This window comes from Thermaurantiacus sp., assembly GCF_053487655.1.
Map to the genome: position 1 here is coordinate 1 of NZ_JBRCLD010000033.1, position 16021 is coordinate 16021.

At 66.8% G+C, this 16021-nt stretch carries 9 protein-coding genes; 6 read left to right on the plus strand and 3 right to left on the minus strand.

What is annotated here, in order from left to right; translation table 11 throughout:
* Positions 1–811: hypothetical protein (locus ACWIQA_RS03580; protein ID WP_448581695.1), on the minus strand; the 811-nt coding region annotated here is incomplete at its 3' end.
* A 26-nt stretch (positions 812–837) separates the two neighbouring features.
* On the opposite strand from ACWIQA_RS03580, the gene ACWIQA_RS03585 reads away from it, so the two are divergent.
* The gene (locus ACWIQA_RS03585) at positions 838–1128 is read left to right on the plus strand and encodes an energy transducer TonB (RefSeq protein ID WP_448581696.1); all 291 of its coding nucleotides are present in this window, start codon (positions 838–840) and stop codon (positions 1126–1128) included.
* Between the two features lie 195 nt (positions 1129–1323).
* On the opposite strand, the gene ACWIQA_RS03590 is transcribed toward ACWIQA_RS03585, so the two are convergent.
* Positions 1324–2364, minus strand: coding sequence for a 2-hydroxyacid dehydrogenase (locus ACWIQA_RS03590; RefSeq protein WP_448581697.1), 1041 nt, complete (start codon positions 2362–2364; stop codon positions 1324–1326).
* A gap of 149 nt (positions 2365–2513) precedes the next feature.
* Between ACWIQA_RS03590 and ppsA the strand changes: the two genes are divergently transcribed.
* Genes ppsA through ACWIQA_RS03605 form a run of 3 tightly spaced genes read left to right on the plus strand, consistent with a single transcriptional unit; the run spans position 2514 to position 14369 of the window.
* Entirely contained in the window at positions 2514–4952 is a 2439-nt protein-coding gene (gene ppsA, locus ACWIQA_RS03595) for a phosphoenolpyruvate synthase (RefSeq protein ID WP_448581698.1), read from the plus strand.
* A 10-nt stretch (positions 4953–4962) separates the two neighbouring features.
* Positions 4963–6120 (plus strand): universal stress protein, encoded by a 1158-nt coding sequence (locus ACWIQA_RS03600; protein ID WP_448581699.1) that lies wholly within the window; start codon positions 4963–4965, stop codon positions 6118–6120.
* Positions 6117–14369 (plus strand): GH36-type glycosyl hydrolase domain-containing protein, encoded by an 8253-nt coding sequence (locus ACWIQA_RS03605; RefSeq protein WP_448581700.1) that lies wholly within the window; start codon positions 6117–6119, stop codon positions 14367–14369. Before ACWIQA_RS03600 ends, ACWIQA_RS03605 begins: the two co-directional genes overlap by 4 nt.
* Before the next feature lie 43 nt (positions 14370–14412).
* Here ACWIQA_RS03605 and ppa read toward each other — a convergent pair whose 3' ends face one another.
* A complete protein-coding gene (gene ppa, locus ACWIQA_RS03610) occupies positions 14413–14994 on the minus strand; it encodes an inorganic diphosphatase (RefSeq protein ID WP_448581701.1) in 582 nt (193 codons plus the stop codon).
* Positions 14995–15037: 43 nt separating this feature from the next.
* Between ppa and ACWIQA_RS03615 the strand changes: the two genes are divergently transcribed.
* Positions 15038–15412: a DMT family transporter gene (locus ACWIQA_RS03615; protein ID WP_448581702.1), complete on the plus strand. Its 375-nt coding sequence runs from the start codon at positions 15038–15040 to the stop codon at positions 15410–15412.
* Between the two features lie 41 nt (positions 15413–15453).
* The coding region (locus ACWIQA_RS03620) for an ATP phosphoribosyltransferase regulatory subunit (RefSeq protein ID WP_448581703.1) at positions 15454–16021 on the plus strand (568 nt) is incomplete at its 3' end.

Sequence of the window (16021 nt, forward strand, 5' to 3'; positions counted from 1 at the left end):
ACATCAGATAGCCGTTGAAACTCCACCGCCCATATCGCTGCGGTATGTTCAGCAGCAGATTCAGGCTGTAGCGGGCGATGACGCCCAGCTCGTAGTGCTGAAAACCGGTGTCCTTCCCCTCCGGCCCGGCAAAGTGCGCCTGGCCGATCACATACGCCGTGTTGGCCAGAAACGTGAGAGTGATGCCGCTGTTTTCGATCACCCAGTCGTGCGAGACTCCGGCCTCCAGGTACCAGCCTCTGTACTCATCGTAGTCGTACGCTCCGTAGATGTAGGGAGAAAGCAGCGGTTGCTCGCGGCGCAGGACGACGGCGTCATCGAGAGTAATCCGGCCCCAGACCTCGCCGGTGTTCAGCGCGCCCCGATCGGGAAACTGATAGAGGTTGTGGCCGGCCGCCAGCACGAACGGGCGGATGGCCCACTGGGCCCCGAACACCGGTCGCACTTCCTGGAAATTGGAAACCGGATCGTTGTCCAGGACGTTGGCGAAGACTCCGATGAAGGGATGGGGCGCCTTGCCCAGATCGAAAGTCAGCCGACCGTCGAACTGGAAGCTGGCGCGGTCGCTGGAGCCGCTGCCGGTGACGTCGCCGATGAAGGCGCTGCGGTCCATGCCGCGGTACATATAGTCAGTCAGATAATTAATGCGAATGTTGAGGTTGAGCCCGCCGGTGTTGGCGCCCTGGTCCTCGGCGGCGGGGTCGGGCAGGGCGTAGACGCTGGGGGGTTGCGGATCGAGGGCGAGCCTGATCGGCGCCAGGTCCTGCCCCCGCGACAGCGGCGCCAGCGCCGCCACCGCCAGCGCCGCCACCGGAAGCGCCGCCGATCGACCGGGCCGTGCTCAAAGCCTATGCCAACCGGGCCATGGGTCTCATTTCGGAACGTATCACCTATCCGGACTCGGCGCGGCGCAACCAGATGGAGGGGCGCGCGGTGATGCTGCTGACGGTCGACCGGCGCGGGCGGTTGACCAACCTCAAGATGGTGGAGGGAACTGGCCATGCGCCGCTTGACGAGGCGATCCTGGCTGGCGCGCGCGCTGTCCCCAATTTCGGCCGGCTGCCAGAAGGCTATCCGGATGCAACGCTCACCTTCAGCGCTGCCATCCGGTTCATGCTGATGGAGTGAAGGCGGGGTTGTGGGAGGTTGCGGCCGCCATCGCGGCTCGGCCGTGTCTGCGCGCCAGGTGCTGCCAGTGGTGGCCCTCTTCTCGAAGGGCCCGAAGCTCTTGCGCCGGCCGAAGTCGGTCACCTGCCATCGGCCTGCCCCATGGGTTGGGAAGATGCGAACGCAGCGCCTGATGGCTCTCCTTACTGCGCCCGGCTAGAGGCCGAGCGCAGGGGTTGATGTGGCTTCAGCCGGCGGTGCCAGCCGCTCGACCGAGACTTCATGCAGCGGTGCTCCGGTTGCGGCGAACTGGTCGATATTGGCGATCGTCGTTTCGGCAATCGCGGTGAGTGCTTCGGCCGTGAAGAAGCCCTGGTGGCCGGTGATGAGGACATTGGGAAAAGTGAGCAGGCGCGCGAAGAGGTCATCGGCGATTGCACGGCTGGAAAGATCGCGGAAGAAGAGATGGGACTCCTCTTCATAGACATCGAGGCCGAGGCTGCCGAGGTGGCCCGACTTGAGCGCTCCGATGAGCGCGCGCGTGTCAACGACAGCTCCGCGACTGGTGTTGATGAGCATGACGCCGCGTTTCATGCGGGCCAGCGCTTCGGCATTGACGAGATGGCGTGTCTCGGGCGTGAGCGGGCAGTGGAGGGTCAGGATATCGGCCTCTTCAGCGAGCGCGAGGAATGGCAGGTAGCGCACGCCCTTGGCCTCAAGTTCGGGATCGGGGGCTGGATCGGTTGCAATGACATGGCAGCCGAAGCCGAGGAGAATGCGTGCCACCACCCGGCCGATGGTGCCAGTGCCGACGATCCCGGCCGTCTTTCCGGCCATGTCGAAGCCGATGAGGCCATCAAGCACGAAATTGCCCTCCCGCACTCGGCTCCAGGCCCGGCAAAGGTGGCGGTTGAGGGCGAGCATCAGGCCGACGGCATGCTCGGCAACCGCGTGCGGGCTGTAGGCAGGTACCCGGCCGATGCGGATGCCAAGATCGCGCGCAGCTGCAAGGTCGACCTGGTTGAAGCCGGCACAGCGCAGCGCAACGAGGCCGACGCCAAGGCCGGCCAGCGTTGCCAGCACTTCGGCATCGAGCGTGTCGTTCACGAAGGCGGAGACGGCCGTGGCGCCGGCCGCAAGCCGCGCCGTCTCAGCTTCCAGCCGTGCTTCAAGAAAGCGCAACTGGTGGCGCCCGGCATTGGCGGCACAAAGATAGGTTTCGTCATAGGATCGGCTGCTGAAGACTGCCACCTGCATCCGTTCCACCCGTCCATTGCGGCCTGCTGGCGGCAAGGCTTGCAGCGCGACCAGCCAGCACCCATGTTCTCGTCACTGCCTTGTCACACGATCATGACATCGAGGCATCAGTTACGAAACCCCTGTCATCGCGGGAGGGACGGCGCGCAGTGGAGGACGCCTTCGTCAGGTCATTCGAGTCGATCCGGCTTGCCGATGTGCCGGAGGTTGGAGGGAAGAATGCCTCGCTCGGCGAAATGACGGCAGCGCTTGCAGGCGAGGGCGTGCGGGTTCCGAGAGGTTTTGCAACGACGGCATCTGCTTTTCGCGAATTTCTTGCTGCCAATGCGCTGGAGGCGCCCATGGCCGCTGCGCTTGCGCGCTTGCGCGATGGCGAGGCGGACCTGGATGAGACTGGCGAGCGCCTGCGCAGCCTTATTCTTGGCGCACCGCTGCAGCCGGCGCTCGCCGAGGCGGTGCGCTCAGCCTATCGCTTGCTGAGGGAGCCGGGCGAGCGTGGCGATCCGCCAGTTGCCGTGCGCAGCAGTGCAACCGCAGAAGATCTCCCGGGGGCGAGCTTTGCTGGCCAGCAGGAAAGCTTTCTGAACGTCGTTGGCGAGGAGGCTGTGCTCGATGCTGTCCGGCGCTGCTTTGCCTCGCTCTATACTGATCGGGCGATCAGCTACCGCGAGGCCATGGGGTTCCAGCATGAAAGCGTGGCCCTTTCGGTTGGCGTGCAGCGGATGGTGCGGGCGGAAAGCGGCGCCTCGGGCGTCATGTTCACCCTCGATCCGGATACGGGCTTTCCGCGCGTGGTCGCCATCAGCGCCGCCTTCGGGCTTGGGGAGCCCGTGGTGCAGGGCCAAGTGGACCCGGACTGCTACCTCGTCTTCAAGCCGCTGCTCGCTGACCCCGCCCTGCGCCCCATCCTTGCGCGGGAGCGCGGCACCAAGCTTGTCAAAATGGTACTCGAAGGCGGGAGCCGGCGCACGCGCCTGGTTCCCACCACGGCGGAGGAACAGGCCGCCTTCGTGCTGAGCGATGATGAAATCCTCGAGCTGGGCCGCGCTGGCGCCCGCATCGAGGCCCATTACGGCCGGCCGATGGATATCGAGTGGGCGAAGGACGGGGAAACGGGGCAGATCCATATCGTCCAGGCGCGGCCTGAAACCGTGCATGCCGGTGCCGGCCCAACCTTCCTTGTCCATCATCTCGAGGAGCGAGGCACGATTCTTGCCGAAGGGCAAGCGGTGGGCTCGGCCGTCGCTGTTGGTCCTGCCTGTCGGGTGGATGGACCGGAGGATCTTGCAACCTTTCGCGCGGGCAGCATTCTTGTTGCGCGGGAAACCAATCCTGACTGGGTGCCGATCATGAAGAAGGCGCGCGCGCTGGTGACCGACCGGGGCGGCACAACCAGCCATGCGGCCATTGTTGCTCGCGAGCTTGGGCTTCCGGCCGTGGTCGGGACTGGAGATGGCACGGCTCGGATACCCGATGGGGCCACGATTACGCTTTCCTGTGCCGAAGGCGAAACGGGCCGGGTCTATGCCGGCGCGCTTGCCCACCGCACCGAGGAAATCGACCTGACCTCGATCCCGCAAACCCGCACGCGCATCCTTCTCAATCTTGCTGACCCGGCTTCGGCGTTTCGCTGGTGGCGGCTGCCGGCCCAGGGTGTCGGCCTTGCCCGGATGGAGTTCATCATCTCGAACATGGTGCGAGTCCATCCGATGGCGATTGCGCATCCCGAGCGGCTTTCTCCTGGCGTGCGTCGGGCCATCGACGATCTCGTTGCCGGCTATCCTGACGCCGAGGCCTATTTCGTCTCTCGGCTGGGCGAAGGCATTGGCCGGATTGCGAGCGTCTTCCACCCGCACCTGACGATCGTGCGCCTCTCCGACTTCAAGACCAGCGAATATGCGCGACTGCTGGGGGGTGCCGGATTTGAGGAGGAGGAAGCAAACCCGATGCTCGGGTTCCGGGGCGCCGCGCGCTATGGCGACCCCCGCTACCGGGACGGCTTTGCGCTCGAATGCCGGGCCATCCGCCATGTGCGCGAGACCATCGGCCTTGCCAATGTTGCGGTGATGGTGCCCTTCTGCCGCACGCTTGACGAAGCCGACCGGGTGCTTGCGACCATGGCCGAATTCGGGCTTGAGCGCGGTCGTGCCGGCTTGCAGGTGTGGGTCATGTGCGAGCTTCCCGCGAACGTGGTCCTGGCAGAGGAATTCGCAGCGCGGTTCGACGGCTTTTCGATTGGCTCCAATGACTTGACCCAGCTCGTCCTTGGCGTTGATCGCGACAATGCGGCCCTTGCCGCCCTGTTTGATGAACGCGATCCGGCTGTTGCGCGGATGATCATGACCGCAATTGAAGGCGGGCATCGCAAGGGTATTCCGGTTGGGATCTGCGGGCAGGCGCCCTCTGATCATCCTGCTTTTGCCCAGATGCTGGTGGAAGCTGGAATTGACTCCCTCTCCTTGAACCCGGACAGCTTCGTGCGGGTTGCCCATCTCGTCGCCGCCGCGGAGGCGGCAGGCGGGCGGCGTGCCCCTGGTGGCAACGCCGGTAGCGATGTGGGCAGCACCTCCCGGCCACAGGCGGCCTGACGCGGTGGCCATGGCCTCTCGCGCGCTCCCGATTTCAGGCCCCGATCCGAAGCTCGGCGAGACGCTGGGCCAGAAGGTGAGAGAACTGCCGGCAATGCAGCCGCGGTCTCTTGCGGCAGCGCCAGGCATGGCTGCCGGTCGCGCAGGCCTTGCCGACCAGCATCCACCCGATGATGCCGTGCTTGCCTGTATTGCCCAGGCAGGTGATGGGGTTGTCCTGTTGCAGCATGGGGCCATGCTGGCCCGGGCGCTTGCTGCACCGCTTGTGCTGCTGCAGGTTCTCGACACCGGATTTTCTGGCACCGGGCCGGTGCCTGCGCGTGCCCCCGACCCGCTGTTGTCTGCACTTCGCCGCCGCGAGGCGCAGGCAGCGCTCGATGCGCTGGCGGCTGTGCCTTGTCCTGGCGATCCCTTGCCCGCCCGCCCGGCGACGCTTGTGCTTGAGGGGGCTCCCGTACGCGAGATCAGCCGTGTGGCGAAGGAGCGGCGCAGCCGGGTCCTCCTCTTGTGCCGCCACCGGTCGGGGACGACTGCGGGAATGCTGGGGTCGACTGCGCGTGGCCTTCTTGAGCTGTCCGAGACCAGCTTGATGCTGCTGCCGCCGGATCCGGTGCCCCCATTTTCCGGGCGGCACAAGCCGGCCATCCTGGTGCCGCTCGACGGATCCGAGTGGGCCGAGAGCGCGCTGCCGATGGCAGCAGCAATCGCGCGCTCGGCGAAGGCGGAGGTGAGACTTGTCCATGTTCTCGAGCCGTTGCGCTTCAATGGCCAGATTCCGCCGGAGGCCTGCGATCTTGCGCTGCGACGGCAACTTGCCGAACGGTCTGAAGCGCTTGCGCTGCGCGTGCTGGAGCGGGCGCAGCAGCGTCTGAATGCCGAGGGGCTTGCAGTGCGGACAGAGATTATCCGGGATGACGACCCCCGCCCGGCGCTCCTTGCCCATTTTGCAAGAGCACCTGTCGACCTCGTGGTGATGTCGGCGCGGGGCCACAGCCGCAGCCGGCTTGCAGATCTGCCGCTTGGCAGCGTGGCTGGCTATCTTGCGGGGCGCGGAACCCTGCCGCTGCTCATCGTGCACGCCAATGGCCATCCACCTGTCTTGCCGCATCGGCGGCCAGCGTGGCTGGCGGCAGGGGCAAAGCTAGGGTCAACGCGGCCGCCGGCGTGAGTGCAGACGAAGCCCTTGCGCACGGCCCCGCGCTTGAGTCCGCGGCAGCGAAAGCGGCCGCTCTGGCTGGTGCCGACCGCCCGCTTGGCCGAGTGCCGCTGCCGGGCTGGGCCCGGCGCCGTGCCGCCGACACTTTCCTCGCTGCTGCTGCTGGGGCGGCGCGGCGCGCGGGCCCGGGGGCAGCAACGGCTGCGGCCTGGTTTCTTGACAATTTCCATGTCGTCCGCAAGGTCGTCTCGGCGCTGCCGACGGACATGCCGCGCGCCTTCTGGGATCGGCTGCCCGTCCGGGCCGGGGATGACGCAAGCGGTGCGCAACCAGCCCCGCGCGTGCTCCTGCTTGCGGACGCCTTTCTTGCTGCAACAGGCCTCCAGCTTTCCGCGCCGCTGCTCACGCGCTTCCTCGACCAGTATCAGCGACAGACGCCGCTTCGCACAGCCGAGATCTGGGCCTTGCCGACCATGCTCCGGCTTGCCTGTCTTGACCAGCTTGCAAGCGCCTTGCGGCTGCTTCTTCCGGACCTCCCGCCTTCTCCGGGCCGGCCGGTGGCGCTGGTGCTCGCCGAGCCGACCGAAGTGGTGGCGCAGGCATTGGCGGCGCTGGCAACAGCTGCAAGGCTTTCCTGGCAGGATCTGTTCGATGCCCTGAGCCCGGTTGAGCGGATCCTTGCTCAGGATCCGGATGGAACCTATGCGGCCATGACCTTTGCCAGCCGCGACCGCTACCGCGGTGCGATTGAGGCGCTGGCGGACTGGTCTGGCCGGGAGGAGCCCGAGCTCGCGGCAGCTGCAGTGGCCATGGCGAGCGCTGAGGCGGATGGCGTTGGCCGCCATGTCGGGCACTGGCTGGTGGGGAGCGGCCGGCCGGCGTTTGAGGCAGCGATTGGCGCCATGCCGCCGCCATGGGTGCGGCTGCGTCGCGTCCTTGCCTGCCGGGCGCGGCCGCTGTGGCTTCTTTCGCTGGCACTTGCGACCCTCGTTGCGTTGCTCGCGCCTGCCCTTCTTTTGGCGACTGGCGGTGCCCAGGGATGGCAATGGCCAGGGGGCCTTCTCCTTGCCTTGTTGCCGGCCTCGATGGTGGCCATGGCCCTTGTCAACTGGGCCGTCACCATGGTGGTGCCGCCGCGCGTGCTGCCCCGGCTCGATCTTGCCGACGGCCTGCCCGAAGGGCTTGAGACGGCCGTTGTCATGCCCGTTCTCGTGCGCGATGCCGCTGCTGCGGCCCGATATGCGGCCCAGCTCGAGGCCCATTTTCTGGCCAACCGAGACCCGCGGATTGCCTTTGTGCTCTTGTCGGATCTGCCCGATGCGCCCGCGAAAGCCATGCCAGGCGACGCCGGCATCGAGGCCGCACTGGTTGAGGCCATTGAAGCGCTTAACCACCGCTATGGAAGCGAAGGGGGCGAGGGCCCCTTCCACTTGCTCCATCGCCACCGCAGCTGGTGCGCGACTCAAGGCGCCTGGCTTGGCCGTGAGCGCAAGCGTGGCAAGCTTGAGGATTTCAACCGGCTGGTGCTCTTTGGGGAGCTTGCGGCCTTTCCCTTGCGGGCCGGCCGGACCGACTGGCTCCAGCGCTGCCGCTACGCCATGTGCGTTGATGCCGACACCCGAATCCCGCCTGGCACTGTCGCTGCCCTCGTCGGCACGCTCGCCCACCCGCTCAACCGCGCCTGGCCGGACCCTCTGACCGGCGCTGTCCGCGCAGGCCACGGCATTTTGCAGCCGCGCGTTGATCCAGCGCCAGCAAGCAGCAACGCCTCCCTCTATGCCCGCTTGCAAGCCGGCGACACCACCATCGACATCTATGCCCGGGCGGTTTCCGACGTCTACCAGGACCTGTTCGGCGAGGGCATTTACGCTGGCAAGGGGCTCTATGACATCGCCATCTTCCACCGCAGTATGGAAGGGCGGGTGCCCGATGAGCGCATTCTTTCGCATGACCTTTTCGAGGGCCTGCACGCCCGTTGCGCGCTCGTCTGCGATGTGACCCTGTTCGAAGGCCATCCGGCAAGCCACGCCGAGCAATCCGCAAGAGTGCACCGCTGGATCCGCGGCGACTGGCAGCTCCTGCCCTGGCTTGGCCGCCTGGTTCCTGACGCAGCCGGCCGCCTTGTGCCAAGCCGCTTTGGGGGGATCGACCGGTTCAAGCTTATAGACAATCTCCGCCGCAGCCTGGTCACCCCAGCGCTGGTGCTGCTTGCTGTCGCAGGCTGGCTCTGGCTTCCTGGGCCTCCGCTTGGCTGGAGCCTATTGGTTGTCGGCGCCCTCGGCCTTGCCATACTGACCAGCCTGCTGACCGAAATGGTGCGCGCCCTGCGCTCCGGGCAGCCGCATGGCCTGTTCCGGCCGCTTGGCTCCGGCCTTGCGCATCTTGGGCTCAACCTCGCCTTTCTCCTCCACGACGCTCTGGTCGCTCTTGATGCCATAGTGCGCACCCTTTGGCGGCTGCGAAACGGCCGCCTGCTCCTTACCTGGCGGCCGGCCGACATCGTGCGCGGGGACACAGCCCGGGCGGGAGCGCAGGTTCGGGCCATGGTGCCAAGCGTGGCCGTGGCGGCAGGGCTTGGCCTGCTTGTCGTGTTGGTGCAGCCAGCGGCCCTGCCGGCAGCACTCCTGTTCCTGCTACCCTGGATGCTGGCGCCAGCCGTTGCCGTTGCAACGGCGCGCAGGTGGCAGCGGACGGAGCCCCCGCTGGCCGCGGAGGATGCGAGCTTCCTGCGGCAAGTGGCGCGGCGGACCTGGCTGTTCTTCGAGACTTTCGTCCACGCCGAGCATAATTGGCTGCCGCCTGACAATTTCCATGAGAGCGGGCTTGAGGAAGAAGTCTCCCGCACTTCACCGACCAATATCGGGATGATGTTCCTCGCCTCGCTTGCCGCCGTTCGGCTGGGCTACCTGTCGATCCCGGCGCTCATTGAGCGAACGCGGCTGGCACTTGATTCCCTCGACCAGGTGCAGCGGCATCGCGGGCACTTGCCCAACTGGATCGACACGCGCACGCTCCGCGTGCTCGAGCCGCACTATATCTCGACAGTCGACAGCGGCAATCTGGCCGTCAGCCTTGTCACTCTGGCCCAGGGGCTGGATGCCCTGCGCGGTTCGCCGCTTGTCACACCTGCCCGGTTCGACGGTCTCGCCGACACGCTCGACATCCTCGCGGCGACGCTGGCTGAATGCCAGAGCCGAGCGCGCGCGCCTCTGCCTGGCCTTGCGGATGGAACCGAGCGGCTTGCCGGCCTTCTTGAATCCGTGCGCGACGTGCGTGCAGATGAGCCGCGCTGGCGCGGTTTCATCCAGGCCGTGCGCGCTCAAATCTTTCCCGGCATCGGGACCCTGCTTGCCGAGGCTGCCGCCGGCTGGACGGATCTCGAGCCCGGGCTGCTTGCGGATCTCCAGGTCTGGTATGCAGAGGCGAGCGCCCAACTCGAGCTCTTAGCGCAGGACACCGAGGCCCATGCGCAGGAAGCAGAAGAGGCAAAGGCTGCGCGCGACCTCATCCTCTCTGACCTTGCCCGGCGGGCTCGCGCGCAGGCATTCGCCATGGATTTCGGCTTTCTCTATGATCCTGCTACCCGGCTGTTCCGGATCGGTTTCAACCTCTCCGCGGGCGAGCTGGACCGCAACTGCTATGACCTGCTCGCCTCTGAGTCGCGGCTGGCAAGCTATTTCGCCATTGCCAAGGGGGATGTTCCCGTCGCCCACTGGTGGCAGCTTGGCCGCCCCGTGGTGCGCTCTGGCCGGAACTTGATGCTGGTCTCGTGGCAGGGCTCCATGTTTGAGTATCTGATGCCGCGCCTGCTGCTGGCAGCACCGGCTGGCACGCTTCTTGCCGAGGCGGAAAAGGCTGCGGTTGGTGCCCAAATCGACCATGGCCGGCGCCTGGGGCTGCCCTGGGGCATCTCGGAGTCCGGTTTTGCCGCTCGCGAGGTCTCGGGCCACTATCATTACCGCGGCTTCGGCGTCCCGCGGCTTGGGCTGCGGCGCGGACTGGACGAGGACCGAGTGGTTGCCCCCTATGCCACCCTGCTTGCCTTGCCCGTGGCGCCGCGGGCAGCGCTTGCCAATCTGCGCGCCTTGGCAAAGCTTGGCTTGCTGCGGCGGTTCGGCTTCATCGAGGCGGTGGATTTTACGCCCGCCCGCGTGCCAGCGGGGCGCAGCTTCGTGCCGGTTGCCGAATATATGGCGCACCACCAGGGCATGGCGCTTGCCGCACTTGCCAACAGCCTGGCGGAGGACTGGCTGGTCCAGCTGTTCTCGTCCGATCCTCAGATGGCAGTCATGGACCTGCTGCTGGCCGAGCGCTCTCCGTGGAACATCGGCACCGAGCCGCTCGGGCTGCCACAAGCGCCTGGCGAGGAGAAGGCGCCTGCCGTCCCCGCCTTTGCTGCCTGGACACCGGCGGAAGGCGTGCCTCTCCTCCATGTCCATGGCAATGGCCGGCTTGCTGAGCGGCACTTTGGGCGCGGTGGCATCAGCCTGTGGTTTGAGGGCGACCTGGTGGCGCGCCCAGCAGGTGCCGGAACGGCTGCGCAGGCGACCTTGCCGATCCTGCTCTGGGAGGGCGAAAGCGGCATGCGCTGGCGCCCCGGCGCGCTCCTTGGAGACCTGCTCGATGAGCGCCGCGACAGCTTATCAGTCACTCTTGCGCCGCATGGGGCAACCTACCGCGACCGCGCACACGGGCTTGCCTTTCGTCTCGAGACGGCAGTGGCAGCCGACCAGGACCTCGAATGCCTGCGGATTGCGCTCACCAACGAGACCGGGGCGCCGCGCAGTCTTGATATGCTGTTCTTGCGCGAGATCATCCTCAACCGGCTTGCTGACCATGAGCGGCACCCGGCCTTCAGCCGGATGTTCATTGAGACTCGCTGGCTCCCTGAACAAGAGGCCCTCCTTGCGCGCCGTCGCCCGCGCCGAGGGGAAGAGCATTTCCCCGTGATGCTGACCCGGTTCGTGTGCGATGACCCCGGATTCGCACTCGCTGGCCACGAGACCGACCGGGCGCGGCTTTTTGCGGCCTCTTCGCCCGACCCGGAGGACCCCTTGGGGCGTTCGCTTTCCGCAGCCGGGCTCCAGGGCACGACGGGCCTCACCCTTGATCCCGTGGCGGCACTTGCAGCAAGACTCCATCTTCCTGCCAATGGGCGGGTGGAATTTGCCATCCTGACGGCGGTGGCCCCGACGCAAGCTGCTGCCGAGGCGATCCTTGACCGCTGCCAGACGATGGCGGCCGTTGAATGGGCGATGGCGGCTGCTGCGACTGCCACGGCGGCCGAATTGTCGAGGCGCGATTTCAAGGCAAACGATCCGGAAGCGCTGCAGGCGCTCCTTGCCCGGCTGCTCCAGCCATTGCCACAGCCTGATCCGCCTGGCGGCGCCTTGGCCCCGACCCCCGGCCAGGCGGATCTGTGGGCAGCCGGCATCTCGGGTGACCATCCCCTGGTTGCGCTGCGCTGCCCGGATGGCCAGGTGTCGATGCTCAGCGCAACCCTCCTTCGCCTGCATCGCCGAGCAGCCGAACTTGGAGTGGCGATCGACCTCGTGCTTCTCTATGGCGGCGCCCAGGGCTATTCGGAACCGGTCAGGGAGCGACTGCTCCAGCAGCTGCGCGAGAGCGGTTCCCTCGACTTGCTCGGCCATCGGGGCGGAGTCCATCTGGTGCCGCTCGAAATGCCAGCCATGGTCGCAGCCGTGATGGCCGCAGCCCTGCTGGTGCTCGATTGTGACAGCGGATCGGTTCTGGATGCGCTGCCGCCACCGCCGCGGCTGCCCGACCTTCCCCGTTTCTACCCGATGGGCGAACCTGCACCTGAGGCAGACTTGCACTGCCCGCCCCCTGCGCCCCTGCTGCTCGAAAACGGCCATGGCGGCTTCGAGCCCGAAACTGGTGCCTATGTGATCAACGGGTTGCCGCCTCCTGTCCCCTGGTCGAACGTGCTTTCCAACCCGCGCTTTGGAACCCTGGTGGACGACCGCGGCCTTGGCTTTACTTGGGCTGTCAACAGCGGCGAATTCCGCTTGACGCCTTGGCGCAACGACCCGGTCTTCTGCCCCCCTGTCGAGGCGATTTACCTGCGCGATGAAGTGACGGCGGCGATCTGGACCCCCGTGCCAGGCGTCGGCAACGGCGACGTGCGCCATGCGCCCGGAGGAAGCGCTTACACCCGCACCGACCATGGCCTCCTGCAACAGATGTGGGTGGCGGTTGACCCGCAGCACCCAGTCAAGATTGTGCGGCTGCGGCTTTCGAACCGCACGCCGGTCCCGCGCCGCATCACCGCGACCTATTTTGCCGAATGGCTGCTCGGGCCCATTGCCGGGGAAACGGAAGCCTGGCTCGGCAGCGCCTGGGATCCTGACTGCGGCGCCATCCTCGCCCGCAATCGGCGGGTGCGCGACTTTTCGGACATGACGGCCTTTCTGACGAGCGATCGCCCGCCCCATGGCCTTAGCGTCTCTCGCTCGGCCTTCCTCGGGCCGATGGGCGATCGCATGCGTCCCCATGCGCTTTTGCGATGGGGATTGGGTTCCATCCTGTCCTGCCGGGGGGATTGCGGCGGCGCCTACCAGGTGCACCTCGACATTGCGCCAGAGAGCGTGGAAGAAGTGACGTTCCTGCTTGGGGCTGGCACGACGGCAGACGAGGCGCGCGCTCTCGCCCGCCGGTTCCGCGCGCCTGGCGCTGGCGCTGCGGCACTCGAGGCAGCCGAGCAGTTCTGGAACGGGTTCCTGGCCGCAGTCGAAGTCGAGACGCCTGATCCCGCCTTCGACCTCATGGTCAACCGCTGGCTTCCGACACAGGCACTTGCGGCCCGACTGTTCGCACGCGCCGGGCCCTCCCAGGCCAGCGGCGCCTTCGGCTTTCGTGACCAGCTGCAAGACGTGATTGCGCTCATCTGGCACGACCCCGGGCTGGCGCGCCGCCATATCCTCGATGCTGCCGCCCGCCAGTTCACCGACGGCGATGTGCTCCATTGGTGGCACCCGCCCGCAGGCCAGGGTGTGCGCACCCGCTGTTCTGATGACTTGCTCTGGCTGCCGTGGGCGGCTTCTCTCTATGTTGAGGCAAGTGGCGATGTTGCCATCCTCGATGTGCCAGTGCCCTGGCTTGTCGGCGCTCCGCTGGCGCCGGGAGAGCGGGAACGCTATGGCCAGTGGGCGCAAGCGGAACCCGCGCCTCTCATCGATCACCTCGCCCGAGCTCTGGAGGCGGGCTGGCGGCTTGGCCCCGATGGCCTGCCGCTCATCGGCACTGGGGACTGGAACGACGGACTGGACCGGGTGGGCGCGGCCGGGCGCGGGACCAGCATCTGGCTGGGCTGGTTTCTCATCGCCGTCATCGACGGCTTCTGCAAGATTGCCGCGAAGGTCGGGCGGGAGGATCTCGCTGCCCCCTGGCCAGAGCGGCGCGAGGCGCTGCGCCGGGCGCTCGAGACGGCTGGGTGGGACGGTGCCTGGTATCTTCGTGCCATCGACGACTCTGGCATTCCCTGGGGTTCCGCAGCGAGCGAGGCGTGCCGGATCGACCTCATCGCCCAGGCCTGGGCCGTGCTTTCGGGCGCTGGCGATCCCGAACGGGCCCGGCAGGCGATGGCCGAAGCACGCTCCCGCCTCGCGCCTGAGGATGACGACCTCGTGCGCTTGCTTGCACCGCCTTTTGGCGCCGGCCGGCGCGACCCCGGCTATATTGCTGCCTACCCGCCGGGAATCCGCGAGAATGGTGGCCAATATTCCCATGCTGCCGCCTGGTTCGGGATTGCGCTTGCTCGACTTGGCGATGGCGATGGCGCCAAGGCCGTCTTCGACCGCATCAATCCCATCTGCCGCAGCAGCGACCCTTCTGCAGCAGCGCGCTACCGGACCGAGCCCTATGTCTGTGCGGCCGACATTGCTGGCGCACCGCCCCATGAAGGCCGCGGCGGCTGGACCTGGTATACGGGGGCAGCCGGCTGGACGTTCCGACTTGCGGTGGAGGCCATCCTTGGCCTTCGGCTGGTGGAGGGCAAGCTTTTGGCAGCGCCCGTCCTTCCTGCCGACTGGCCCGGAGCCTCGGTGCTGGTGCGGCGCGGCAACAGTGCCCTCCGAGTGCGGATCAGGGGCGGCGGGGCCGGGCCCTGGCGGTGCCTGTGCCAGGGGGAGGAGGTGGCGATGCCAATCGCCTTTCCTGCTAGTGGCGAATGCGTGGTCGAGCTGGTGCCACAGGGCGCAGGTGCCGAGGCCGCCGAGCCGGAAGCCGATTTGGCGCGCTGAGCGAAATGGGGCATGGGCTGCAAGAGTGCGCGGCCATGCCAGACTAGACGGGCGCGCCGAGATGCTCCTTTCGTGTGACTTCGATTTCGCCCGCTGCGGCCTTGGCGGCGCGCTCAATGGCGGCAAGGATCAGCTTCTCGGCCTTGGCGCGGCCGCGCCAGCCCTCGCACCGGACCCACTTTCCCGGTTCGAGATCCTTGTAGTGGGTGAAGAAATGCTCGATCTGCTTCAATAGGATGTCGGGCAGGTCGGAGAATTCCCGGACGTCGGTGTAATAGGGGTGGAGGGTGTCAACGGGGACTGCGAGCACCTTTTCATCTGGGCCCTTGTCGTCGGTCATCATGAGCACGCCAACCGGCCGCACCCGCGCAATGCAGCCAGGCACGAACGGCGTGCTGCCTGCGACAAGCACGTCAATCGGGTCGCCATCTTCAGCGAGCGTGTGGGGGATGAAGCCATAGTTGGTCGGGTAGCGCATGGCAGTGTGGACGATGCGGTCGACGAACAGGGCACCAGAGGCCTTGTCGAATTCATATTTGACGGGCTCGCCGCCAAGCGGGCATTCGATGATGACATTGACGTCCGTCGGCGGCGCCTTGCCGACGGGCACCTGGTCGATGCGCATGGGCTCATCCTCTCCTTCGGTGGAAGACTGGCCCTAGGCGGCGATGGGAAGGGGCACAATGGGCGGGTTCGGCGGTGGCTTCGGGGTGGGAGGCGGGTGGGCCTGGACGTTGCTGCTGCTCGCTGGCCTGTTCGAAGTTGCCTTCACAACCTTTCTTCGCTTTGCTGACGGGTTCCGCAACCTCTGGCCCACCCTTGGCTTCCTCGCCTCGGCAAGCTTGAGCTTCTTCTTCCTCGAGCGCGCGGCCCGGGCGATCCCGATCGGCCTTGCCTATGCCGTCTGGGTCGGGATTGGCGCTGCTGGCACCATCCTCGTCGGCCGCCTGTTCTTTGGCGAACCGCTGTCGCCAGCCCAGATGGTGCTGGTGGCCGTGCTGATTGGCGCCATCATTGGTCTCCGGCTGCTGACACCGGCCTGACTCTTCCCCGTTTTGCGCCCGGCTGCTAGGCGCGCCTGCCCATGGCAAAGCCCCCGAAACTCCAGCGCGTGCGCGGCATGCAAGACATGCTGGGCGAGACCGCCGCCCGCTTCGAGCGTGTGGTCGACGTCTTCCGCGATGTTGGCCGCCGCTTTGGCTTTCGCCGGGTGGAAGTGCCGGTGGTCGAGTTCACCAGCGTCTTCGCCCGCACGCTTGGCGAGACGACCGATGTGGTTGCCAAGGAAATGTATTCGTTCGCGGACCGGGGCGGGGATTCCCTCACGCTCCGGCCCGAGTTCACGGCAGGCATCTGCCGCGCCTTCATCTCCGAAGGCTGGCAGCAGCATGTGCCCTTGAAGCTGATGACTCACGGGCCGCTGTTCCGCTACGAGCGGCCACAGAAGGGGCGATACCGCCAGTTCCACCAGGTGGATGCCGAGATCATCGGCGCCGCCGAACCGATGGCGGACGTGGAGCTGCTTTCGTTTGCGGACATGCTGCTGGCGGAGCTTGGTATCGCCGGCGAGGTCACGCTCCAGCTGAACACGCTGGGCGATGCCGAAACACGGGCTGCCTGGCGCGAGGCGCTTGTTTCGCACTTTTCTGCCC

What these genes read in the sequence shown, in the direction of transcription:
- ACWIQA_RS03590 (WP_448581697.1), bottom strand. Translation starts at nt 2,364, where the DNA reads ATGCAGGTGGCAGTCTTCAGCAGCCGATCCTATGACGAAACCTATCTT.
- ACWIQA_RS03600 (WP_448581699.1), top strand. Translation starts at nt 4,963, where the DNA reads ATGGCCTCTCGCGCGCTCCCGATTTCAGGCCCCGATCCGAAGCTCGGC.
- ppa (WP_448581701.1), bottom strand. Translation starts at nt 14,994, where the DNA reads ATGCGCATCGACCAGGTGCCCGTCGGCAAGGCGCCGCCGACGGACGTC.
- ACWIQA_RS03615 (WP_448581702.1), top strand. Translation starts at nt 15,038, where the DNA reads ATGGGAAGGGGCACAATGGGCGGGTTCGGCGGTGGCTTCGGGGTGGGA.